General features: G+C 44.9%; 18 protein-coding genes. 2 read left to right on the top strand and 16 right to left on the bottom strand.

Going from position 1 to position 24,778, the window contains the following annotated elements:
• Window positions 1-144 precede the first annotated feature (144 nt).
• The 3 genes from alaS to pncC all read right to left on the bottom strand — a co-directional run bounded on the left by alaS (window position 145) and on the right by pncC (window position 4,717).
• Window positions 145-2,727, bottom strand: coding sequence for an alanine--tRNA ligase (gene alaS / locus WR49_RS05070; RefSeq protein ID WP_046223299.1), 2,583 nt, complete (start codon window positions 2,725-2,727; stop codon window positions 145-147).
• Between the two features lie 315 nt (window positions 2,728-3,042).
• The gene (gene recA / locus WR49_RS05065) at window positions 3,043-4,083 is read right to left on the bottom strand and encodes a recombinase RecA (RefSeq protein ID WP_017056586.1); all 1,041 of its coding nucleotides are present in this window, start codon (window positions 4,081-4,083) and stop codon (window positions 3,043-3,045) included.
• Between the two features lie 139 nt (window positions 4,084-4,222).
• On the bottom strand, window positions 4,223-4,717 hold the full coding sequence (pncC, locus tag WR49_RS05060) for a nicotinamide-nucleotide amidase (protein WP_017056585.1): 495 nt from the start codon (window positions 4,715-4,717) through the stop codon (window positions 4,223-4,225).
• A gap of 123 nt (window positions 4,718-4,840) precedes the next feature.
• Between pncC and mutS the strand changes: the two genes are divergently transcribed.
• Complete coding sequence (mutS, locus tag WR49_RS05055; protein WP_046223298.1) at window positions 4,841-7,402, top strand: DNA mismatch repair protein MutS; 2,562 nt, start codon at window positions 4,841-4,843, stop codon at window positions 7,400-7,402.
• 135 nt (window positions 7,403-7,537) lie between these two features.
• On the opposite strand, the gene rpoS is transcribed toward mutS, so the two are convergent.
• The 13 genes from rpoS to rlmD form a co-directional block, all read right to left on the bottom strand.
• Window positions 7,538-8,518: an RNA polymerase sigma factor RpoS gene (rpoS, locus tag WR49_RS05050; RefSeq protein ID WP_017056583.1), complete on the bottom strand. Its 981-nt coding sequence runs from the start codon at window positions 8,516-8,518 to the stop codon at window positions 7,538-7,540.
• A 98-nt stretch (window positions 8,519-8,616) separates the two neighbouring features.
• Window positions 8,617-9,531, bottom strand: a complete 915-nt coding sequence (gene nlpD / locus WR49_RS05045) for a murein hydrolase activator NlpD (protein ID WP_046223297.1) — start codon at window positions 9,529-9,531, stop codon at window positions 8,617-8,619.
• A 35-nt stretch (window positions 9,532-9,566) separates the two neighbouring features.
• A complete protein-coding gene (locus WR49_RS05040; RefSeq protein WP_046223296.1) occupies window positions 9,567-10,193 on the bottom strand; it encodes a protein-L-isoaspartate(D-aspartate) O-methyltransferase in 627 nt (208 codons plus the stop codon).
• Complete coding sequence (gene surE, locus WR49_RS05035) at window positions 10,194-10,937, bottom strand: 5'/3'-nucleotidase SurE (RefSeq protein ID WP_046223295.1); 744 nt, start codon at window positions 10,935-10,937, stop codon at window positions 10,194-10,196.
• Between the two features lie 75 nt (window positions 10,938-11,012).
• Window positions 11,013-12,059 carry a tRNA pseudouridine(13) synthase TruD gene (gene truD / locus WR49_RS05030; RefSeq protein WP_046223294.1) on the bottom strand — a complete coding sequence of 349 codons (1,047 nt, stop codon included), beginning with the start codon at window positions 12,057-12,059 and terminating at the stop codon, window positions 11,013-11,015.
• Window positions 12,060-12,081: 22 nt separating this feature from the next.
• Window positions 12,082-12,561, bottom strand: coding sequence for a 2-C-methyl-D-erythritol 2,4-cyclodiphosphate synthase (ispF, locus tag WR49_RS05025; RefSeq protein WP_017056578.1), 480 nt, complete (start codon window positions 12,559-12,561; stop codon window positions 12,082-12,084).
• 2 nt (window positions 12,562-12,563) lie between these two features.
• Window positions 12,564-13,265 (bottom strand): 2-C-methyl-D-erythritol 4-phosphate cytidylyltransferase, encoded by a 702-nt coding sequence (gene ispD, locus WR49_RS05020; RefSeq protein WP_046223293.1) that lies wholly within the window; start codon window positions 13,263-13,265, stop codon window positions 12,564-12,566.
• On the bottom strand, window positions 13,265-13,546 hold the full coding sequence (gene ftsB / locus WR49_RS05015; RefSeq protein WP_017056576.1) for a cell division protein FtsB: 282 nt from the start codon (window positions 13,544-13,546) through the stop codon (window positions 13,265-13,267). Before ftsB ends, ispD begins: the two co-directional genes overlap by 1 nt.
• Window positions 13,547-13,788: 242 nt before the next feature.
• Complete coding sequence (gene eno, locus WR49_RS05010; RefSeq protein ID WP_017056575.1) at window positions 13,789-15,087, bottom strand: phosphopyruvate hydratase; 1,299 nt, start codon at window positions 15,085-15,087, stop codon at window positions 13,789-13,791.
• Window positions 15,088-15,167: 80 nt separating this feature from the next.
• A complete protein-coding gene (locus WR49_RS05005) occupies window positions 15,168-16,808 on the bottom strand; it encodes a CTP synthase (protein ID WP_046223292.1) in 1,641 nt (546 codons plus the stop codon).
• 150 nt (window positions 16,809-16,958) lie between these two features.
• The gene (gene mazG / locus WR49_RS05000) at window positions 16,959-17,756 is read right to left on the bottom strand and encodes a nucleoside triphosphate pyrophosphohydrolase (protein ID WP_046223291.1); all 798 of its coding nucleotides are present in this window, start codon (window positions 17,754-17,756) and stop codon (window positions 16,959-16,961) included.
• Between the two features lie 281 nt (window positions 17,757-18,037).
• Window positions 18,038-20,260, bottom strand: coding sequence for a GTP diphosphokinase (gene relA, locus WR49_RS04995; RefSeq protein WP_046223290.1), 2,223 nt, complete (start codon window positions 20,258-20,260; stop codon window positions 18,038-18,040).
• A 136-nt stretch (window positions 20,261-20,396) separates the two neighbouring features.
• On the bottom strand, window positions 20,397-21,716 hold the full coding sequence (gene rlmD / locus WR49_RS04990; RefSeq protein ID WP_046223289.1) for a 23S rRNA (uracil(1939)-C(5))-methyltransferase RlmD: 1,320 nt from the start codon (window positions 21,714-21,716) through the stop codon (window positions 20,397-20,399).
• Window positions 21,717-21,881: 165 nt separating this feature from the next.
• Here rlmD and barA point away from each other — a divergent pair, with 165 nt between their 5' ends.
• Window positions 21,882-24,695 (top strand): two-component sensor histidine kinase BarA, encoded by a 2,814-nt coding sequence (gene barA / locus WR49_RS04985; protein WP_046223288.1) that lies wholly within the window; start codon window positions 21,882-21,884, stop codon window positions 24,693-24,695.
• Window positions 24,696-24,778 lie beyond the last annotated feature (83 nt).

Below are 24,778 nucleotides of genomic sequence, written 5' to 3'. Positions count from 1 at the left end.
GAAGCAATAAAAAATTAACCAAGGAGTCTAACTTACCATTAGACTTCTTGGTTTATCTCAATCCAGCCTTTTACACACTTCCAATAGGCAAAATAAAAGATGCCCAATCATCTGATTGGGCATCTTTGTATCAATTACTTAAGTTTAAAGACGTTCTTCTAACCAAGTACGTACAGATTTAAGCGCTTCAGGTAGTGATTCAACATCAGTACCGCCCGCTTGAGCCATATCTGGACGACCGCCGCCTTTACCGCCAACTTGCTCAGCAACCATCTTAACGAGGTCACCCGCTTTTACTTTGCCGATTAGGTCTTTGGTTACACCAGCAATCAAGCCAACTTTACCGTCTGCTACGTTCGCGATCAGGATGATGCCGCTACCTACTTGGTTTTTAGCGTTATCAACCATAGTACGTAGGTTCTTGTTGTCTGCGCCTTCAATGGCAGCAACCAAAACTTTAGTACCAGAGATCTCTTCTACTTTGCCCATGATGTTTGCGCTTTCTGCAGCAGCCATCTTTTCTTTAAGCAGTTGGATTTCTTTCTCTAGAGATTTCGCTTTCTTAGCTGATTCAGCGAGTTTCTCTTCGTAAGCGTTAGCCTGAGCTTCTACTGCATCTAGAGCAGCTTCACCCGTTACCGCTTCAATACGACGAATACCCGCAGCAATACCACCTTCAGAAGTGATCTTGAATAGGCCGATATCGCCCGTATTGCTTGCGTGGATACCACCACAAAGTTCAGTAGAGAAATCGCCCATAGATAAAACGCGAACTTCATCATCGTACTTCTCGCCAAACAGTGCAATTGCACCTTTTTCTTTCGCTGATTCGATGTCCATGATGTTGGTTTCAATCACGTGGTTCTTACGAACTTGTGCGTTAACCAAGCGCTCTACTTCTTTAATCTGTGCCGGTGTTACTGCTTCAAGGTTAGAGAAATCAAAACGCAGGTTGTCTGGCTTAACTAAAGAACCTTTCTGAGCAACGTGCTCACCTAGCACTTCGCGCAGTGCAGAGTGAAGTAAGTGAGTTGCAGAGTGGTTTAGTGAGATAGCAGCACGACGCTCAGCGTCAACCGTTGCTTCTACTTTATCGCCCTTAGCCAATACACCTTCAACTAGCTCACCGTGGTGCGCAAATGCGTTACCGAGCTTCTGAGTGTCTTGTACTTCGAATAGACCCGATACTGTTTTCAGCGTACCCGCATCACCACATTGGCCGCCAGATTCAGCGTAGAATGGCGTATCTTCAAGGATAATAATTGCTTTGTCACCGGCTGATAGTGAAGATACTTCTTCGCCGTCAACGAATAGCGCAGAAATTTCACCTGAACCTTCAGTACCTGTGTAACCAAAGAACTCAGTATTGGTGTCTACTTTGATAGTCGCGTTGTAATCAGTACCGAACTGGCCTGCTTCACGTGCACGCTGACGCTGTACTTCCATCGCTTTCTCAAAGCCTTCTTCATCGATAGTAAAGTCGCGTTCACGAGCTACATCGTTAGTAAGGTCAGCTGGGAAGCCGTATGTATCGTAAAGTTTGAAAACGGTTTCGCCGTCAAGCTCTTTGCCTTCAAGTGCATCTAGTGCGTCATTAAGAATAACCATGCCGCGCTCTAGAGTACGACCAAAGTTCTCTTCTTCAATGCGAAGTACTTTTTCAACAAGCTCTTGCTGTTTCTTAAGTTCATCTGCCGCAGAGCCCATCACTTCAGCTAGTACACCCACTAGTTTGTGGAAGAACACGCCTTGTGCGCCAAGCTTATTACCGTGACGAACTGCACGACGAATAATACGACGTAGAACGTAGCCACGACCTTCGTTTGAAGGCATAACGCCGTCAGCGATTAGGAATGAACAAGAACGGATGTGGTCCGCAATAACGCGTAGCGATTGGTTAGATAGATCGTCATGACCCACAACTTCCGCTGTCGCTTTGATTAGCTTTTGGAATACATCAATTTCGTAGTTAGAGTGAACGCCCTGCATGATTGCAGAAATACGCTCAATACCCATACCTGTATCTACAGCAGGCTTAGGTAACGGTTCCATTGTACCGTCAGCGTGACGGTTGAACTGCATGAATACGTTGTTCCAGATCTCAATGAAACGGTCACCATCTTCTTCAGGTGTGCCAGGACGGCCGCCCCAGATGTGCTCACCGTGATCGTAGAAGATTTCAGTACATGGACCACAAGGACCTGTGTCCCCCATCGTCCAGAAGTTATCGGACTCGAACTGTTTACCGCCTTCTTTGTCGCCAATGCGAACGATACGGTCAGCAGGAACACCTACTTTTTTGTTCCAGATATCGAATGCTTCATCATCTGTCTCGTATACCGTTACCAGTAGACGCTCTTTTGGCAGTTGAAGAGTTTCTGTCAGGAATTCCCAAGCAAACGCAATCGCTTCTTCTTTGAAATAATCACCAAAGCTGAAGTTACCTAGCATTTCAAAGAATGTGTGGTGACGAGCCGTGAAACCTACGTTTTCAAGGTCATTATGCTTACCACCCGCACGTACACAACGCTGAGCCGTAGTTGCTCGAGTGTAGGCACGCTTTTCGGCGCCTAAGAAGCAATCTTTGAATTGGTTCATACCTGCGTTAGTGAATAGCAGGGTTGGATCGTTATGTGGAACTAACGATGAACTGTCTACGATTTGGTGTTCTTTGCTCTCAAAGAACTTAAGGAACGCGTTGCGAACCTCATCAGTGCTCATGTACATGCAGCTCTTCCTGAAAATAGTCGAGTTAGAATTTTGCCGTATTGTAGATCATGGTTAAGGCTTCGACTAGTTTTCTTGTAGAAAAGACACCCTTGGGCAAGATTTTATTGAGAATCAGGTAAAATGGAGAATATTCCACTAGCTGAGCAAAGAAAAAACAGAACTACACTTTCGACTTAACCACTAAGGTAAGCCAAGTAAACACAGACTAGGACGGAAGAGCTTCAATAAAAAAGCCCCACATAAAATATGCGAGGCTTTAAGCTCTTCCAAAGCGGGTGTTTATTTCAAACATCCACTCTGTAAAACGTTAGCTTATAGTTCTTCGTTTTCTTCTTCTTTCTCTACGTCTTTCTCTTCAAGAACAGCAGGAGTCAGTAGTAACTCACGAAGTTTAGTATCGATCTCTAGAGCAACTTCTGGGTTTTCACGTAGGTATTTACCAGCGTTAGCTTTACCTTGGCCGATCTTATCGCCTTTGTAGCTGTACCAAGCGCCCGCTTTTTCTACTAGCTTATTCTTAACACCTAAATCGATAAGCTCACCTTCGCGGTTGAAGCCTTTACCGTAAAGGATTTGAGTCTCAGCTTGTTTGAATGGTGCAGCAATCTTGTTCTTAACGACCTTGATACGAGTTTCGTTACCAACAACTTCATCACCATCTTTAATCGCACCAGTACGGCGAATATCAAGACGAACAGATGCGTAAAACTTAAGTGCGTTACCACCTGTTGTTGTTTCTGGGTTACCGAACATCACACCAATTTTCATACGAATTTGGTTAATGAAGATAGCCATACAGTTAGACTGCTTAAGGTTGCCCGTCAGCTTACGCATTGCTTGAGAAAGCATACGAGCCTGAAGACCCATGTGGCTGTCACCCATTTCGCCTTCAATTTCTGCTTTTGGTGTTAGTGCTGCTACTGAGTCAATAACAAGAACGTCGATTGCACCTGAACGAGCCAGTGCATCACAGATTTCAAGCGCTTGCTCACCCGTATCTGGTTGAGAAACAAGAAGTGCATCGATATCAACACCAAGCTTTTGAGCGTAGATAGGGTCTAGTGCGTGCTCCGCATCAACGAATGCACACGTTTTGCCTACTTTCTGTGCTGCAGCAATAAGCTCAAGCGTTAGCGTTGTTTTACCTGATGATTCTGGACCGTAAACTTCTACGATACGTCCCATCGGTAGGCCACCAGCACCTAGTGCGATATCTAGAGATAGAGAACCTGTAGAAATAGTTTCTACGTCCATTGTGCGGTTATCACCAAGACGCATGATCGAACCTTTACCAAATTGCTTTTCAATCTGACCAAGGGCTGCGGCTAACGCTTTTTGTTTATTCTCGTCCATTTCTATCTCCACATAATCGGTTGTCTCAACAAGCGATCTAGAATCTATTTCTAACCCACATAGGGGTGACTAATTGGCTTTTATTATACTGTTGATTCATACAGTGTCCATACCTGTATGAAAATAATTTGTACAAATGTTACTTACCTTCCATTGATAGGTAATCATAAATAACTTGCAGGGCATGGTGCGTGGCTTGTTGGCGTACTTGTGATCTGTCGCCTGTAAATACATGCGTTTCTACTTTATCCCAGCCATTTAGCGCTTTCCACGCGAAGCATACTGTACCAACAGGCTTATCTTCGGTCGCACCACCTGGCCCGGCAATGCCACTAATTGATACAGAGATCGTCCCGTTTGAGTGTTGCAATGCCCCGCTCGCCATTTCGATTACGACAGGCTCACTCACGGCGCCGAACTCAACTAAGGTTTCAAGCTGAACACCAATCATCTCTTGTTTTGCTTCATTACTGTAGGTCACGAAAGCACGGTCAAACCAAGCCGAGCTACCAGCAATATCGGTTACCGCGCTAGCAACGCCACCTCCAGTGCAAGATTCAGCCGTCACTAATACATGTTTATGTTTCGCAAGTAAGTGTCCGAGTTTTTCACTAAGAGCTTGAGTCGTCTGCATCTTTGGCTTCCCTTATCTAGATGTATATCATTTGGATTTGCATCTTTTCGCATGTGTCGCTTTTCGCACGAAACGCTTTCACGTATCCTAAGCCGCAATAGAAATAAACGAAAGAAGTTAACTGTGAAAGCCGATCAAAAACATACTCCTATGATGCAGCAGTACCTAAAACTAAAAGCAGAAAATCCAGAAATTTTGCTGTTCTATCGCATGGGAGATTTCTACGAGCTTTTCTACGATGATGCTAAAAAAGCCTCTCAACTCCTCGATATTTCGCTAACCAAGCGTGGCTCTTCAAACGGTGAGCCTATTCCTATGGCTGGTGTTCCATACCACGCCGTTGAAGGTTACCTTGCGAAGTTAGTGCAGTTGGGCGAGTCCGTAGCGATTTGTGAACAGATTGGTAATCCAGCAATTTCAAAGGGCCCGGTTGATCGCGCTGTCGTAAGAATTGTGACTCCGGGAACCGTAACCGACGAAGCACTGCTTTCTGAGCGTGTTGATAACCTGATTGCCTCTATTTATTACCACAACGGTAAATTTGGTTACGCGACGCTTGATATTACCTCTGGCCGCTTCCAACTCTGCGAGCCAGAAACTGAAGAAGCGATGTCCGCTGAGCTACAGAGAACCTCTCCACGTGAGCTGTTGTTCCCTGAAGACTTCGAACCTGTTAATTTGATGGCAAGTCGTAACGGCAATCGCCGCCGTCCAGTATGGGAATTTGAATTAGATACCGCGAAGCAGCAGCTGAACCAACAATTTGGTACTCGCGACCTTGTGGGTTTTGGCGTTGAAGGTGCGAAACTTGGCTTGTGTGCAGCCGGCTGTCTTATTCAGTATGTAAAAGATACTCAACGTACAGCGCTTCCACATATCCGTTCACTGACCATGGACAAGCAAGATCACTCGGTGATCCTTGATGCTGCGACTCGCCGCAATCTAGAGATCACGCAAAATCTTGGCGGTGGCACAGATAACACCCTGGCTGAAGTCCTAGATCACACTGCTACGGCAATGGGCAGTCGCATGCTTAAGCGTTGGTTACATCAACCAATGCGCAATATCTCGGCACTTGATCAACGCTTAGATGCGATTGGTGAAATGAAAGATTTAGCTCTCTTTGCAGAGCTCCAGCCGACCTTAAAACAGATCGGTGATATCGAGCGTATCCTTGCTCGTCTTGCACTTCGTTCTGCTCGCCCACGTGATATGGCTCGACTTCGTCAAGCAATGGAATACTTACCAGAGCTTGCTGAAACACTGACTCAGCTTAAGCACCCATACCTGACTCAACTTGCTCAGTATGCGTCTCCTGTGGATGAGGTGTCGGATCTGCTAGAGCGTGCAATCAAAGAGAACCCGCCCGTAGTTATCCGAGATGGCGGTGTGATTGCAGAAGGCTACAACGCAGAACTCGATGAATGGCGCGACCTTGCTGCGGGTGCAACCGAATTTCTGGATAAACTTGAGCAAGAAGAGCGTGAACGTCACGGCATCGACACTCTAAAAGTTGGTTACAACAACGTACACGGTTTCTTCATTCAAGTGAGCCGCGGACAGAGCCACCTTGTGCCGCCACATTATGTTCGTCGCCAAACGCTTAAGAATGCTGAACGTTACATTATTCCTGAGCTGAAAGAGCACGAAGACAAAGTGCTTAACTCTAAATCGAAGGCACTGGCTATCGAGAAGCAGTTGTGGGAAGAGTTGTTTGATTTACTACTGCCATACCTAGAACGACTACAAAACATCGCTTCTTCAGTATCTCAACTTGATGTACTACAAAACTTAGCTGAGCGAGCAGATACACTTGATTACTGTCGTCCAACTATGACAGAAGCGGCCGGTATACAGATACAAGCGGGTCGTCACCCAGTAGTAGAGCAAGTGATGGACGAACCTTTCATCGCCAACCCTATCGACCTTAACGACCAGCGTAAAATGCTGATCATCACAGGTCCAAACATGGGTGGTAAGTCGACCTACATGCGCCAAACGGCTCTCATAGCATTGATGGCCCACATAGGTTGCTACGTTCCAGCCGAAAGCGCGACGATTGGCTCTATCGACCGTATCTTTACTCGTATTGGCGCATCGGATGATTTGGCTTCTGGCCGTTCAACCTTCATGGTTGAGATGACAGAAACCGCTAACATTCTGCATAACGCGACACCAAATAGCCTTGTATTAATGGATGAGATCGGCCGTGGTACCAGTACTTATGATGGTTTGTCGCTGGCTTGGGCAAGTGCAGAATGGCTAGCAAATCAAATTAATTCGATGACGTTGTTTGCCACGCATTATTTTGAGCTAACCGAGTTACCGAACCAACTTCCAACATTGGCAAACGTACACTTAGATGCAGTTGAACATGGCGACAACATTGCCTTTATGCATGCAGTACAAGAAGGTGCAGCGAGTAAATCTTATGGCTTAGCGGTTGCCGGCTTAGCGGGTGTTCCTAAAGTGGTGATCAAAAATGCTCGTGCTAAACTAACGCAACTAGAAGCGCTCAGTATCGGGGCTCCGATGTCGAGATCAAGCGACGTTGATATCGCAAACCAACTGAGTTTGATCCCTGAACCGAGTGAAGTGGAACAAGCACTAGCGAATGTCGATCCTGATGATCTAACACCTCGACAAGCATTAGAAGAACTCTACCGCTTGAAGAAACTACTCTAGCTTAAGAAGCACTCTAGTTTAGAATAACCAAGCACTGTGGTTTCTATCTGAATTAAAAAGCTCAATCAGAAGCCAAAACTAAAAAACGCTGACATTAGGTCAGCGTTTTTTTATTTCGATATCGTGGAATATCGTTTAGTCGTTTTCAACGTTGAACAGGTTTTCCATGTTCAGACCTTGTTTGATCAGAATCTCACGTAAACGGCGCAAACCTTCAACTTGAATTTGACGAACACGCTCACGAGTCAGGCTGATTTCACGACCAACTTCTTCTAGTGTTGACGGTTCATAACCAAGCAATCCAAATCGACGTGCAAGCACCTCTTTCTGCTTCGGATTCAGCTCATCAAGCCAGAATATCAACGAATTCTTGATATCGCTATCTTGAGTTGAAACCTCAGGATCTGAATTGTTGATGTCTGGAATAATATCCAATAGTGCTTTCTCACCGTCACCACCAATTGGCGTATCTACAGAGCTCACTCTTTCGTTTAGACGAAGCATCTTGCTCACATCACCAACGGGTTTATCTAGCTTAGAAGCGATCTCTTCTGCCGTTGGTTCATGGTCAAGCTTTTGTGATAGCTCTCTTGCTGTACGTAGGTAGATGTTCAGCTCTTTCACAACATGGATTGGTAAACGGATAGTCCGAGTCTGATTCATCAACGCACGTTCAATAGTTTGACGAATCCACCATGTCGCGTAAGTCGAAAAACGGAAACCACGTTCTGGGTCAAACTTTTCTACGGCGCGAATCAAACCTAAGTTGCCTTCTTCAATTAGATCGAGAAGTGCTAAACCGCGATTGCTATAACGACGTGAAATTTTCACCACTAAACGCAGGTTACTTTCTATCATGCGTTTACGTGCTGCTTCATCACCGCGTAGAGCTCGACGTGCATAAAGCACTTCTTCTTCTGCGGTTAATAGTGGTGAGAAACCGATCTCGCCTAGATAAAGTTGAGTGGCATCTAGGCTTTTAGACGTAACTTCAACTTCTTCTTTCGCTTCGGTTTTCTTAGTGACTGTTCGCTTTGCTTTTCCAAGTGCTTCCGGTTCCGTGGTTACTTGGACAAGATCGAACTCTTCTTTGGTTACTGCATTGCTTATACTCATAACGCCTCCCCCTGGCGAAATTAGCATGACATTACAACTTCATATGTCGCTAAATGACTATGTCACTTCATACAATGTCCTATTAAGAGACCTTGTATTTAAGGCAGATATCGTTTTGGATTAACTGATTTGCCTTGGTAACGAATCTCAAAGTGCAGCCTAACACTGCTGGCTCCAGAGCTTCCCATTGTTGCAATCTTCTGCCCTGGTTTCACACTTTGCCCTTCAGATACTAATAACCGGTCATTATGCGCGTATGCACTTAAGTAATTATCATTGTGCTTCACAATCACTAGATTGCCGTAGCCTCGCAATGCATTACCCGAATAAACAACCGTTCCCCCTGCAGTAGATACTATTGGCTGACCTCGCTGTCCTGCTATGTCTATGCCTTTATTTCCTTGTTCGCCTACAGAGAAGTTCTTAATCACTCTCCCTTTTGTTGGCCATAACCATTTGGATACTTTATCACTTGTTGGTTTGGTGGTCGGTGTAACATTTTGTTTACCTTTAGAACCAACATACTCTTTTGATTTGGATTGTTCAACCTTCTTTGATGAATCTTTTTTAACCACTTTGGTGGTGGTTTGAGCAGGGGAAGATTTAGAGTTTTTACTCGGCTTAGGTATGATTTTAGGGTTACTTGCCGCAGATGACGTGGTTGATGCCGTGACAGGCGCAGCAACAGCTGCTGCCGCCACCGTTGATTTACCATACGCTGGCGCGCTGTAGCTCGGGCGCCATAACTTAAGCTTCTGTCCTGGGTGGATAGTATAAGGGGCAGAAAGCTTGTTATAACTCACAAGATCATTAACGTCTTTATTAGTGACATAAGCGATGAAATAAAGAGTATCACCTTTTTTCACTTCATAATAACTGCCGCGATAACTACCACGGTCGATCGATGAGTAATTCTTGTTAAGGCTTGAAACGGGCGCAGGCGAATTCGCTGCACACCCAACAAGTGCACAGCCAAGCAGTAAAGTACTTCCTTTTAACAACTTCGAACCCATCGACTCTCTATCCACCTACACCAGTAGTATTTTGATTAAGCTAACTCACCAGGAACGAGAGGTACAAATCTCACGACCTCGATAACACTCGATAAAAACTCGTCACCATGGCGAACAATCTTCAACAATTGCTGTTCATCATCACCGACAGGAATCAGTAAACGACCACCATCTTTAAGTTGTTGCAAAAGCACTTGAGGAATCGACTCAGCAGCAGCGGTGACAATGATCGCATCAAAAGGGGCTTTTGAAGACCACCCATGCCAGCCATCACCGTGTTTGGTTGATATATTGTAGAAATCGAGTTGCTTCAACCTACGCTTAGCATTCCACTGTAGCGACTTTATTCTTTCAACCGAATAAACATGATCAACAAGCTGAGCTAATACTGCGGTTTGGTAACCAGAACCGGTTCCGATCTCCAAAACGCGACTGTCTTGTTGTAACTCAAGTAACTCTGTCATTTTAGCAACGATGTATGGCTGAGAGATTGTTTGTCCCTGTCCAATAGGCAGCGCATTGTTATCATAAGCTTGATGATACATTGCCTGTGATAAAAAGCTCTCTCTCGGCAGTTGGTAAATAGCATCGAGAACCTTATGATCCTGAATACCATTTTCAATCAGGAAAGTAATTAAACGCTCAGCTTGCGGATTACTCACTTACTTCTCCCCTAACCATGTTGCCATCGCACCCAACGACTCATGCGCCGTCAGATCAACCTGCAACGGTGTTACCGATACAAAGCCATGCTCAATCGCGTAAAAATCTGTGCCTTCACCGGCATCTTGCTCTTTACCCGGAGGTCCAAGCCAATAGATATCGTGACCACGCGGGTCTTTTTGCTTAATCATATCTTCAGCGTGATGACGAGCACCTAGGCGCGTCACCTGAGTACCAGACAGTTGTTCTATGTCTAAATCAGGAACGTTCACGTTCAACAAGCGATTGGTCGGGATTGGGTTTGCTAAATGTTGTTCGACAATACGACGAGCAATCGCTGCCGCTGTCTTAAAATGTTTTTTTCCCACCAGAGAAAAGGCTACCGATTGAACGCCTAGAAAGTGCCCTTCCATTGCTGCTGCCACCGTGCCTGAATAAAGCACGTCATCACCAAGGTTAGCACCGTGATTAATGCCCGTTAAAACCAGATTGGGCATATCGTTCTTTAACAGTTCATTTAACGCAAAATGCACACAGTCGGTCGGTGTTCCTTGTACTGAATAGGTATTTTCAGCAATTTCTTGAACACGCAGAGGTTGTTCTAAAGTTAATGAATTTGAAGCACCCGAGCGATTACGATCAGGTGCAACAATGATAATTTCAGCAAGATCACGTAATTCATTTGCCAACTCATGAATACCTTGAGCATGCACACCATCATCGTTGCTGAGTAAAATCTTCATCTTGTATCCTTTCTTTTGTTCCAATGCCAAGTGACTAAATTCCAATATCAAGTGACTTAGCTCCAAGCAGAATCGTTATTGCTCGTAGCTTCTTTCTACGTGTACTTCTTCAACCAATTCACGAACAATCGCTGTTGCGAAACAACCCGCATCAAGAGAGAACTTAAGCGTGACATTATCTTCGTTCACTTCCCAAGTTAAATCCGTTGGTTTCAGTGACGCTTCGCGGCGATCATGGCGCATACGGTTACCGCGAATCAGCGCCATTAGGTCAGGTTCAGAATCAAGATGTTTTTGCTCTAACGCTTTAGACTCATCAGTCGTTGGCAAAGCATTATCGCCAGCCAAAGCAACAGTAACCCATGCAGCGCCATTCGCGATGTCTTGGTTTACTGCTTCGATATTGTCCGCAGTTACCGTTAGTTGAGCGCCGTCTTTCATGACAATATCGCCAAGCAATGCCGATGCAAACGCATCTTGCTCAATACGGTCTGACAGGATCAGGTTGTAAATCCACGAGCGAGCCGCAGAAAGGTACAAGCTGCGCTTATTCTGGTTACGAGTACGAACGTTATCACGGCCCCAACGACGAGCTTCAGATAAGTTGTTACCTTCATTACCAAAACGCTGAGCACCGAAGTAATTTGGCACGCCAACTTGAGCGACTTTTTCCAAACGTTTTACGACATCATCACAGTCTGTTACTTCAGACAAAGTCAGCTCGAACTGGTTGCCAACTAAATCACCCGGGCGTAACTTTTTGTTGTGTCGTGCTGTCGCCAAGATCTCAATGCTTGGGTACTGTGCTAAGAACGCTGAAAAGTCAGGCTCACCTTTCGGTAGGTGGACACTCAACCACTGCTCGGTAACCGCGTGACGATCTTTCAAACCCGCCCAACTCACATCTTTCGATTTAACACCGCACGCTTTAGCCAGTTCGTTTGCTACGAAGCTCGTGTTCTCACCCGTTTTACGAATGCGAACCATTAGGTGCTCGCCTTCACCAGTAAACTCAAAACCTAGGTCTTCATTAACGACAAAGTCTTCGGCTTTTGCTTTTAGTTTTGCTTTCGCAGTTGGTTTACCGTTTAGATAAGCCAATGAAGATAAAATATCTGACATGCTGTTCTTTTCGTGTTGGTGCTTACGCACTTTTAGTAATTAGGACCACCGCTTCACATGCGATGCCCTCTTTGCGACCTGTAAAACCTAAACGCTCAGTGGTCGTCGCTTTTACATTCACATTGCCAATGCTGGTTTCTAGGTCTTGAGCAATAGCTTTACACATAGAGTCTATATGAGGCGCCATCTTTGGAGCTTGCGCCATAATAGTAATATCCGCATTACCAATCATGTAACCTTGTTCTTTTACTCGACGGTAAACATCTTTCAGTAGTTCACGACTATCTGCACCTTTCCATTCATCATCGGTATCAGGGAAATGACGACCAATATCACCCGCAGCAATCGCACCTAGTAAAGCGTCACACAACGCATGAAGGGCAACATCACCGTCTGAATGTGCAATAAGACCTTGCTCGTAAGGGATGCTTACCCCACCAATAATTACCGGGCCTTCACCACCAAACTTATGTACATCGAAGCCATGGCCAATACGAATCATCATTATTCCTTATTCTGACTTAAATAGAACTCAGCAAGCGCTAAATCTTCAGGCTGAGTAATTTTAAAATTATCTGAACGCCCTGCCACTAAAGCGGGCGATAAACCTTTCCATTCAAAGGCTGAGGCTTCATCAGTAATCGAAGCGCCTTGTTGCAACGCGTCACTTAATGCCTTCCACAGAGGCTTTGCTCTGAACATTTGCGGCGTAAGTGCATGCCATAAATCCGCTCGCTCAACGGTATGCTCGATCTGCCCTTGGGCACCTCGCTTCATTGTGTCACGAACTGGAGCCGCTAAAATAGCACCCACATCATGGTTCATAGCGCCGGAAATTAGCTTGTCGATATCACTTAGCTGAACACAAGGCCTTGCCGCATCGTGAACCATTACCCAATCACCCAGTTGCTGCTTAGCGATATAGTTTAGCGCAGAGAGTACAGAGTCCGCTCGCTCGCTTCCGCCAGATACCCGGATCACTTGTGGGTTCTGGTTGAGAGCTAGCTCAAGGTAGTATGGGTCATCATCACTGATCGCAACGACAATTTGAGTGACTTGTGGGTGAGACAATAATTTCTCAACGGTGTGCTCTAAAATTGTTTTGCCGTGAATCTTGAGATATTGCTTAGGGCGGTCTGCCTTCATTCGGCTACCGACGCCCGCCGCAGGTACAACGGCAATCACGCTTTGAAGTTGAGTCGACATTAATGGGATTCCTCGCCAATGATGCGATAAAACGTTTCGCCTTCTTTGACCATTCCAAGTTCATGACGTGCGCGTTCTTCGATAGCATCTAAGCCTTGTCGGAGGTCGTCGATTTCTGCAAACATCTCAGCATTTCTAATATGCAGCTTTTCATTCACTTGCTGCTGAACTTGAATTTCGTTGTTCACACCGTAGTAATCAGAGATACCATTTTTACCAAACCACAGTGTGTGTTGTAGCCAGCCAAACACTATGAGCAAAACTAAAGCAAAAATTCGCATAACACCTTTCGCCGGTTGAAAAAGAAGGAACTAGAATAAGGCACATATATACCATAATGAGCTTATTGGTGCGAGATATGTGGTGTCAGGGAATCAATAAGTCGGGGAATTATTGTAATTCGAAACCTATGTGAGAATCCCAATTCCTTTCTCCGTCAGTCTCAAGAATGACGAATTTTAGGCAAAAAAATGCCCCGCATAAGCGAGGCATTTAAAAGCATTAGTGCATAATTCGCTAGGAATTATTGACCTTTAACTTCTTTAAGACCGTTGAAAGGAGCTTTAGAACCTAGAGCTTCTTCGATACGGATTAGTTGGTTGTACTTAGCAACACGGTCAGAACGGCTCATAGAACCAGTTTTGATTTGACCTGCAGCTGTACCTACCGCTAGATCTGCGATAGTTGCATCTTCAGTTTCGCCAGAACGGTGAGAGATTACTGCAGTGTAGCCAGCGTCTTTAGCCATCTTAATTGCAGCTAGAGTCTCTGTTAGAGAACCGATTTGGTTGAACTTGATAAGGATAGAGTTAGCTACGCCTTTCTCGATACCTTCAGCAAGAATCTTAGTGTTTGTAACGAACAGATCGTCACCAACGATTTGAAGCTTGTCGCCTAGAAGTTCAGTTTGGTGCTTGAAGCCATCCCAATCTGACTCGTCAAGACCGTCTTCGATAGAAACGATTGGGAAGTTGTTAGCTAGTTCAGCTAGGTAGTGGTTGAACTCTTCAGAAGTGAAAGTTTTACCTTCGCCCTTCATGTTGTAGATGCCAGCTTCTTTGTCGAAGAACTCAGATGCAGCACAGTCCATAGCAAGAGTAACGTCTTTACCTAGTTCGTAACCAGCAGCTGCAACAGCTTCTGCGATAACTTCTAGAGCTTCAGCGTTAGACTTAAGGTTAGGAGCGAAACCACCTTCATCACCAACTGCAGTGCTGTAGCCTTTAGACTTAAGAACTTTAGCTAGGTTGTGGAAGACTTCAGCGCCGATACGTAGACCTTCTTTAAGAGTTTTAGCGCCAACAGGTTGGATCATGAACTCTTGGATGTCAACGTTGTTATCTGCGTGCTCACCACCGTTGATGATGTTCATCATAGGTAGAGGCATAGAGAACTGACCAGCAGTACCGTTTAGCTCAGCGATGTGCTCATATAGAGGCATGCCTTTCGCAGCAGCAGCAGCTTTTGCGTTAGCTAGAGATACGGCTAGGATAGCGTTCGCGCCGAACTTAGACTTGTTATCAGTGCCGTCTAGGTCAAGCATGATTTGGTCAACGTCAGCTTGAGCTTTAGCGTCTTTACCAACTAGTGCTTCAGCGATTGGGCCGTTTACAGCTTCAATAGCTTTAAGAACACCTTTACCTAGGAAACGTGATTTGTCGCCGTCACGTAGCTCAAGAGCTTCTCGAGAACCAGTAGATGCGCCAGATGGAGCAGCAGCCATACCTACGAAACCGCCTTCTAGGTGTACTTCAGCTTCTACAGTTGGGTTACCACGTGAATCGATGATTTCACGACCTAGAACTTTAACGATCTTAGACATTGAATGTTTCCTTCTCGTTGAATATATAAATGTCAAATTTAAAGGTAGCAGCACAACCTACGCAGCTACCTGTATTCCTTTTATTTCTCTAATTCGCCACGCTGGAACTCACCAGCCGCTTTCACGAAACCTGCAAACAATGGGTGACCATCGCGAGGTGTTGAAGTGAACTCTGGGTGGAATTGAGCAGCAACAAACCATGGGTGGTTCGGGTTTTCAATTACTTCAACCAGCTTCTTGTCCGCAGATAGACCCGATACTTTCAGGCCCGCTTTTTCGATTTGTGGACGAAGATTGTTGTTCACTTCGTAACGGTGGCGGTGACGTTCATGGATCGTCGCGCTACCGTATAATTCGTAAGCTTTCGTCCCTTTCGCTAGGTGACAAAGCTGTGAACCAAGACGCATCGTGCCGCCTAGGTCAGATAATTCTGTACGCTCTTCAACTTTACCTTCACCATCAGTCCATTCAGTGATAAGACCAACTACTGGGTACTTAGTTTCAGAACAGAACTCAGAAGAGTGTGCCCCTTCCATTTTCGCAACGTTACGAGCGTATTCAATAAGCGCTACTTGCATACCTAGACAGATACCTAGGTACGGTACTTTGTTTTCACGAGCGTATTGAGCAGCAAGAATTTTACCTTCAACGCCACGATCACCGAAGCCACCAGGCACTAGGATTGCATCCAGGCCTTCTAAAAGCTCTACGCCACGAGACTCAAGGTCTTGTGAATCTACGTATTTAATATTAACGCTTAGGCGATTTTTCAAGCCCGCGTGTTTTAGCGCTTCATTAACTGATTTGTAGGCATCCGGTAGTTCAATGTATTTACCAACCAGACCAATCGTCACTTCACCCGTTGGGTTAGCTTCTTCGTAAATAACTTGTTCCCATTCAGACAAGTCAGCTTCTGGAGCCGTGATGCCGAAACGCTTACATACAAGTTCATCAGTGCCTTGAGCTTTAATAAGCTGAGGGATCTTGTAGATAGAGTCAACATCACGCATAGAAATAACCGCATTTTCTTGCACATTACAGAACAAGGCAATTTTCTTACGCTCGTTCGAAGGAATGTTACGGTCTGAACGACAAACTAGGATGTCTGGCTGAATGCCAATAGACAGTAGCTCTTTTACAGAGTGTTGCGTTGGCTTAGTTTTCACTTCGCCCGCTGCTGCTAGGTATGGCACTAGAGTAAGGTGCATGAACATTGCGCGTTCACGGCCTAGTTCAACTGCTAGCTGACGAATCGCTTCCATGAATGGTAGAGATTCGATATCACCAACCGTACCACCAACTTCAACGATCGCAACATCGTGGCCAGATGCACCTGAAATAACACGCTCTTTGATAGAGTTAGTGATGTGCGGGATAACCTGAATAGTTGCACCTAGGTAATCACCGCGACGCTCTTTAGCGAGTACGTCTGAGTAAACACGACCTGCAGTGAAGTTGTTACGCTTAGTCATCTTGGTGCGAATGAATCGCTCATAGTGACCAAGGTCAAGGTCAGTTTCAGCGCCATCTTCCGTAACGAACACTTCACCGTGTTGAGTCGGGCTCATAGTGCCTGGATCAACGTTGATGTAAGGGTCAAGCTTCATCATAGTCACTTTAAGACCACGAGCTTCTAAAATAGCAGCAAGAGACGCTGCTGCAATACCTTTACCTAGAGAGGATACAACCCCGCCAGTAACAAAAATGTAATTTGTCGTCATGTTTAACCTGAAATTGGTTGAATGAGGGAAATGGATTACTTCTGGACGGGATGAAAATATACCAGAAGCCCCTTATCGCCACAACGTGAAATCTATCACACTGCAATTTTTTATTTTTTGCTTCAAATCAATTCATGATAAAAGCTTTGATTATCTTTTCTCTTCTACTTTGACCTCATCCCACATAGAATCAAGCTGTTGTAGAGAAAAGTCTGTTAAATTTTTATCTTGCTGACGAACTTTTTGTTCCACCCCTTTAAAGCGACGATAAAACTTTAGATTAGCTTTGTTCAGCGCCGTTTCTGGGTTTTTACCTAAATGTCGCACCAAATTAACCGTCGCAAACAACAGATCTCCCAACTCTTCTTCAATCAAATCTTCGTTCGGTATTACTTGCAGCGCCTCTTCCAACACTTCGTCAACTTCCTCTAAAACCTTATCTGCCACCGGGCCAATAGCGTCCCAATCAAAGCCAAATTTCGCAACCTGCTTTTGAATCTTTGTAGCACGCGAAAGTGCAGGTAGCGAGTTTGGTATTGAGTCTAGAATACTTTCTTGAGTTTTGCCTGCTTGTGCTTTTTCTTTGGCCTTTTCAGCTTCCCAGTTGGCATTAATTTCTTCATCACTGGCAAACTCGGTATCAGAGAACACATGCGGATGGCGACGTGTTAGCTTCTCATTGATACCATCAACCACATCAGAGAACTCAAACACCCCCTGTTCTTTAGCTAACTGGCTGTAGAAAATCACCTGGAACAGCAAGTCCCCCAACTCTTCTTGTAGGTTCGGCCAGTCTTTGTTGTGAATCGCGTCCACCAACTCGTAGGTTTCTTCGATAGTATGCGGCACAATTGTTTCAAAATTTTGTTTTAAATCCCAAGGACAGCCACCCTCAGGATCGCGCAGCTTAGTCATAATCTGTTCAAGGTGTTCAATCGGGTGATCCATCGTTTTCTTCCTATTACTGTCTTTGATTTTTAAACTTATAGCTTCACTGAAACTAAAAGGTTCTCAAACTAAAAAAATACTAGAACTAAAAAAGGTGAGCAGCCAAAACCACTCACCTTTCTGTTTTTCTTGTTAAACAACGCGTCATTCAATGCATTGTTCGGTTTTTACTAAGTACTTGGTTCTTCTAACAAGGCAACAAACTTACGAGACTTCTGAGCATAGCTTGCCTATGTGATGAAGCGAGTATAGTGCAGTTAAGGCCAAGTACGACGTAAAAACTAGCCTAGGCGTTTAACCGACATGACATCTTTGATTTGTTCTACTCGGCTAGTCACTCGACTCAGAATTTCAATATTGGTCACTTCCAAATCAAAATCCATTACCGACAACTGACGTTTATAGTCGATACGGCTCTTCATTGTGGTCACACTGATCTTTTCATTCGAGAACAGTGAGGTGATATCTTTCAACAAACCATTACGCTCTAATGCTTCGACACGTAACGTTAGGATGTATGAGCCAACAAATCCATGCCCCCAAACAGTATCGATAATACGTTCTGGAGCATGTAGGTTAAGTTCACTTAGTTGTTCACAGTCACTACGGTGAACAGAGATACCACGACCTTGAGTGATGTAACCTTTAATCATATCGCCTGGAATAGGCTGACAACAGCGAGCGAGGTGTGTCATTAGGTTATCAACACCTTCAACCACTACCGCGTCTTTATTTGGACGACTCTGTTGTGCAGGCTTATTTTCCGACTCAAGCAGCTTCTCTAGCGCTTTTTTATCTTCTTCTTCCGCCGTTGGTTTATTGACCAGTGCATTGATGTGGTTAACCACTTGGTTGATACGTAAGTCTCCACTGCCGATACCGGCATAAAGCTCATCAGGCGTGTTGACGTTAAAGCGTCTTAGCGCATATTGGTCGGCATCTTTTAGGGTTGCCCCCACTTTCGCGAGTTCAACTTCAAGGATATCTCGACCTGCTTCTAAGTTTTTCTCGCGGCTTTGTGCTCTGAACCATGCGTTGATTTTCGCACGAGCACGACCTGAGTGAACGAAACCTGTGGTTGGGTTTAGCCAATCACGCGATGGATTCGGTTCTTTCTGCGTGATGATCTCTACTTGGTCGCCCATCGATAGTTTATGGGTAAACGGTACGATACGTCCTGCTACTTTGGCACCAATACAGCGGTGCCCTACCATCGAATGGATGTGGTAAGCAAAATCGAGAGGCGTAGCCCCCATAGGCAAATCGACCACGTCACCGCGAGGTGTAAAGGCGTAGACACGGTCATCGAACACTTGGCTCCGAACTTCATCGAGCATCTCACCAGAATCCGACATCTCTTCTTGCCAATCGATAAGTTTACGCAACCAAGTGATTTTCTCGTCGTAACCACTGCGTCCACTTGAAGCACCTTCTTTGTACTTCCAGTGCGCAGCTACACCCAACTCAGAGTCTTCGTGCATTTGCTTGGTACGGATCTGAATTTCAATGGTCTTGCCTTCAGGGCCAAGAACTACGGTGTGGATCGACTGGTAACCATTTGGCTTAGGGTTCGCCACGTAGTCATCAAATTCACTGGGTAGATGTTTATATTTGGTGTGAACCACACCTAGGCCGGCATAACAGTCTTGAAGTTGATCGGCGATAATTCGTACAGCACGCACATCAAAAAGCTCATCGAAGGCCAACCCTTTTTTCTGCATTTTTCGCCAGATACTGTAGATGTGTTTTGGTCGGCCACTGACTTCAGCATTGATGCTTGAACGCTTCATTTCTGCCGTTAAGTCGTCAACGAAGTCTTTAATGTATTGTTCACGTACGATGCGACGCTCAGACAGCTGTTTAGCAATCTGCTTGTAGGTGTCTGGCTGTTGGTAGCGGAATGCGTAATCTTCGATTTCCCACTTAAGCTGACCAATACCTAAACGGTTAGCGAGCGGAGCGTAGATGTTAGAACACTCTTTTGCCGCTGCACGACGCACAGCATCAGGCGCTTTTTTTACCTCGATAAGGTTACAGATTCGTTCAGCGAGTTTGATGACTACGCAGCGGAAGTCGTCGACCATCGCCAGTAGCATACGGCGAACGTTATCTACTTGACCCGAGGCAGCGCTGCCTTCAAGGGTCACGTTTAACTGGCCTAAGGCCGCCATTTCTTCAACGCCATCGATCAACTTTACGATTTCTTTGCCGTAGCTTTCTTCAAACGCTTCGCGCTCAAAAACACCACTTGAGACGACGGGGAAAAGTTGTGCTGCCACTAAAGTGGCACGATCCATAGACAAGGTGACCAAAATTTCGATCATCTCGCGCCCACGCCAAAGCAAGAGCGAAGCTTGTTCATGATCTTTTAAAAGCTCTTCACAGTGAAGATAAACTTTGATCAGTTTATTCGAGGTCTTTGCATCTTGATTCAATGACGCAATCCAACTTTCTAGCTCAAACTGTTCGCTTGGGTTTAAATGTGCGCTTCGTACCGCAACCATCATGTCTTCCTAGTTATTATGTTTTATACCCAATTCAATATGACTAACTGGTTCCAAGTTAGTTCGACTCATATTGATATCAACGCAGTCTTAACTGCGCCTTTGTGATTCATTTTTAAGCCTTGTTTAAGGGCCTCTAAGCCTTGATAAAAAGAGCCATCGATTCTAGATGACTGGTGTGGGGGAACATGTCCAACATACCCAGCTTGGCTAATTGATAGCCTTGTTTTTCTAAGCTCTCAGAATCTCTAGCTAGAGTAGCAGGATTACACGAAACATAAACCACACGCTTCGCTCCTAACGCTGAAATTTGATCAACGATCCCACTCGCTCCCGCACGTGCTGGGTCAAGTAATACTTTATCGAATTTCTCTTTTGCCCAAGGCTGTAAGGATAAGTCTTCTTCAAGGTTGGCTTGGTAAAATTCCGTATTGCTTAACTGGTTTAATGCTGCATTAGACGTGGCCTGTTGTACCATTTCAGTAACACCTTCCACACCGACCACAAACGCCGACTGTTGTGCGATAGGTAAGCTGAAATTACCTAAACCACAAAACAGATCAAGCACCCGTTCATCCGCTTGAGGTTCTAGCCACTCGATCGCTTGAGCCACCATCTGTTGATTGACCTTTTGATTCACTTGAATGAAGTGATTTGGCTCAAACGGTAAAGTCACACCGGTTTCATTATAAGCTGGCGTATCACCCACCAAACGAATCAACTTATCAGCTTCTGGCATAGAATACAGCGTAGCGCCTTCTGCCTGAGCCAACTCAATCAAAGATTGCTCATCTTTTTCAACCAAAGGCTTAAGATGACGTAGCACCATGACAGGGCCAGTATCGCCCAGTACCAATTCTACGTGTCCTAAAGAGGTAAGGTTGTTGAAAGTGTTCAGTAAATTTTTCAGTTTTGGTAGCAATACATTAAGGCGAGGTTCAAGCACGGCACAGTCGGTGATGTTTTCAATCTGCTTACTTTGCTTCTTACGGAAACCGAACTGAAGCTGCTGTGTCTTTTTATCAACAAATAGGCTGATACGCGCGCGACGACGATAACCCGTTTCATTACCCACAATAGGTTGGGCAACTTCGGTTTCAACGGTTTGATATTGGCTCATCAGATGTGAAAGAGACTGTGCTTTGTGCTCAACCTGAGAGGCGTAACCAAAATGCTGAAGATGACAGCCACCACATTGATTAAAGTGCTTACAAAACGGCTTTAGGCGCTTCTCGCTTGGCTTTAATAATTTGATGAGTTTCGCGCGTGCAAATTTACTCTTACTCTCAGTCAGTTGAATGACCACCTGCTCACCGGGCAATGCCCCATCAATGAAAACAGGTTTGTTTTTCTGATAAGCGATACCAGCGCCATTGTGATCCATTCGTTCAACCAAAACCGATTGATGCTTGGTCTCGAATTGAGTTTTCTTTTTTGGTTGGAAAAAACGTGCCATTGCTTATGCCTAATGTATCTTTTAATTAGTAATTGGTATCCAGGGCTCACTATTCTGCCTTGGAATCATTGTCGAACGTCACGGCTTTGATTAAGCTTACCGTTCACTTAACCGCCATTGTGTGCGTTATTTTCCCATATCCAGACCTCGATGTAATTAAAGAACATGACCAGATATGGCTTAAGAGCCCGTGTAATTACCTTAACTCTAGCTCCAACATTGATTATTGGGTTGCTATTGAGTGCATTTTTCTCATTTAACCGCTATCAAGACCTTGAGGGTCAAGTAATGAACACTGGTACTAGCATCATTGAACCACTGGCTATTGCGAGTGAATCAGGCATGCAGCTCGAAAGCCGAGAGTCTGTTCGACAGCTGATTAGCTATGCGCATCGAAAAAATTCTAAGCTGGTGCGCAGTATCGCGGTGTTTGATGAACGTCACGAGCTGTTTGTAACCTCAAACTTCCACCCTGACTTTGAAAGCCTGACCTACCCCAAAGATAAACCGATTCCGCATTTAAGTTCATCGAACCTGCTCGATAACACGCTGATTCTTCGGACGCCGATTATTGCTGAAGGTCAGTATATAAACTCAGCCAATGGCCAATCTCAAGCCAACCAAGCGATCGGTTATATCGCGATAGAGTTAGACCTTTCGTCACTTCGATTACAACAATATCAAGAGGTGTTTTCTGCATTCTTAGTGTTGGTTCTCGGGCTTGGGCTTTCAGGTGTGTTTGCCTTCCGCTTAATGCACGACGTGACCCAGCCGATCACACACATGAAAAACATGGTCGACCGAATACGTCGTGGTCATCTCGATGTACGTATCGAAGGCAAAATGCATGGTGAGCTAGACTCGCTGAAAAACGGTATCAACGCGATGGCAGTATCGCTGTCGGAATATCACGTTGAAATGCAACACAGTATTGACCAAGCGACCTCCGATCTACGTGAAACACTTGAACAGTTAGAGATTCAAAACGTTGAATTAGACATTGCGAAAAAGCGTGCTCAAGAAGCGGCTCGTGTTAAGTCTGAATTCTTGGCGAATATGTCTCACGAATTAAGAACGCCGCTCAACGGTGTGATTGGCTTTACTCGCCAAATGCTCAAAACCCATCTATCGAACAGCCAAACTGACTACTTGCAAACTATTGAACGCTCGGCGAACAACCTACTCAGTATTATTAACGATATCTTGGATTTCTCGAAACTTGAAGCTGGCAAGCTAGCCTTAGAGAACATCCCATTTGAGTTCCAATCCAGCCTCGAAGAAGTTGTGAACCTTCAAGCAACTAATGCTCATGAAAAAGGCTTAGAACTGACCCTCAAGATCGACCCTAAAGTACCGCCAGGCGTTGTTGGTGATCCACTACGTATCCAGCAGATCTTGACTAACCTAGTGGGTAACTCCATCAAATTTACTGAGCATGGCAACATTGATATCAGCGTTGAACTTCGCTCACAAAGCGAAGACAATATCGAGCTTCAATTCATGGTTCGCGATACTGGTATTGGTATATCTGAACGTCAACAAGCTCAGCTTTTCCAAGCCTTTAGCCAAGCAGATGCAAGTATTTCTCGTCGTTATGGTGGTACAGGTTTAGGTCTGGTTATCACCCAAAAATTGGTGAGCCAAATGGGTGGTGAAATCAGTCTAACCAGTCGCCTTCACCAGGGTTCAACCTTCTGGTTTACGTTGAGGCTTTCTACCACTGATATGCCGATGACGGAGCTGATTGAAACTCAGTGCCTGCAAAACAAACAACTACTGTTGATCGAACCAAACATGCAAGCAGCGTCAATTACCCAACAGATCTTAACCCAAGAAGGGCTTGTGGTCACTTATCGCTCGGTGATGCCTGACGAGTCACCCTCGTATGACTACGTTCTGCTAAACCTTGCATCAAACCAAGAATACCAATTTGATACCGTAAGTGGTTGGGCTATTGGCGCTAAAAAAATAGCTCAGAACGTAATTATTGGTACACCAAGTACCGAATTAGCGTTAGGTGAACAATTGATGAAAGAGGTGGATGTTCAGTGCATCACCAAGCCTCTTTCTCGTAAGAAACTGCTGCAAACCCTAGTATCGAACCAAGCTCCAACCTTGATTGCACCGGCGATTGAAACGCACTCGGAAGAGAAGCTTCCATTTACCGTATTGGCTGTCGATGACAACCCTGCAAACCTTAAATTGATTACCGCACTACTGAAAGAACGCGTAGAAACCGTCATCAGTTGCACTAGCGGTCAGCAGGCAATCGACAAAGCGACAGAAACACCATTTGATATCATCTTCATGGACATTCAAATGCCACAAATGGATGGTGTGACCGCTTGTCAGAATATCAAAAAACTAGCGAATAATGCGAATACTCCGATCATTGCAGTGACCGCTCATGCCATGGTTGGCGAACGTGACCGGTTGCTTGAAGCGGGCATGGATGACTACCTAACGAAACCTATTGAAGAACATATATTACAACAGGTTCTGATTCATTGGAGCCCAACCTCTGAGGTTGAGCATATCGAAAAAATAGACCCAGACCACCCAGCAGTTTCAGTCGAAATCGATCATAGCCAAATATCAGAAAGAGAAATAAGTGTGCACAAAAACATCATCATAGATTGGCAAGCTGCAATGAAGCAAGCAGCCAATAAAGAAGACCTTGCACGAGATATGTTGCAAATGCTAGTGGACTTTATTCCTGAGGTTTATGAGGCAACAGAGAAAGCGATAGAAGATAGTGATTACCCTGTTGAAGAACTAATACACATTATCCACAAGATGCATGGCAGCAGCTCATATAGTGGTGTACCAAGGCTTAAATCGGTATGTGCAACGATAGAGAAAGAGCTGCGATCTGGCATTTCCGTTGAAGATATTGAACCGGAACTTTTTGAACTTCAGGATGAGTTAGATAAGGTTCAAGCAACCGCGGTTCATTATTTAAAACCATCTAGCATCTGATATCTAGTTAGCGATTTAGCGTTTAACAACTCAGAATACAAACCAATAAAAAAGCAGAGCTCATAGACTCTGCTTTTTTATGT

The sequence above is a fragment of the Vibrio sp. ECSMB14106 genome, assembly GCF_000972265.1.
GTDB classification, from domain to species: Bacteria; Pseudomonadota; Gammaproteobacteria; order Enterobacterales; family Vibrionaceae; genus Vibrio; species Vibrio kanaloae.
This window is presented reverse-complemented; position numbering and strand designations above follow the sequence as displayed.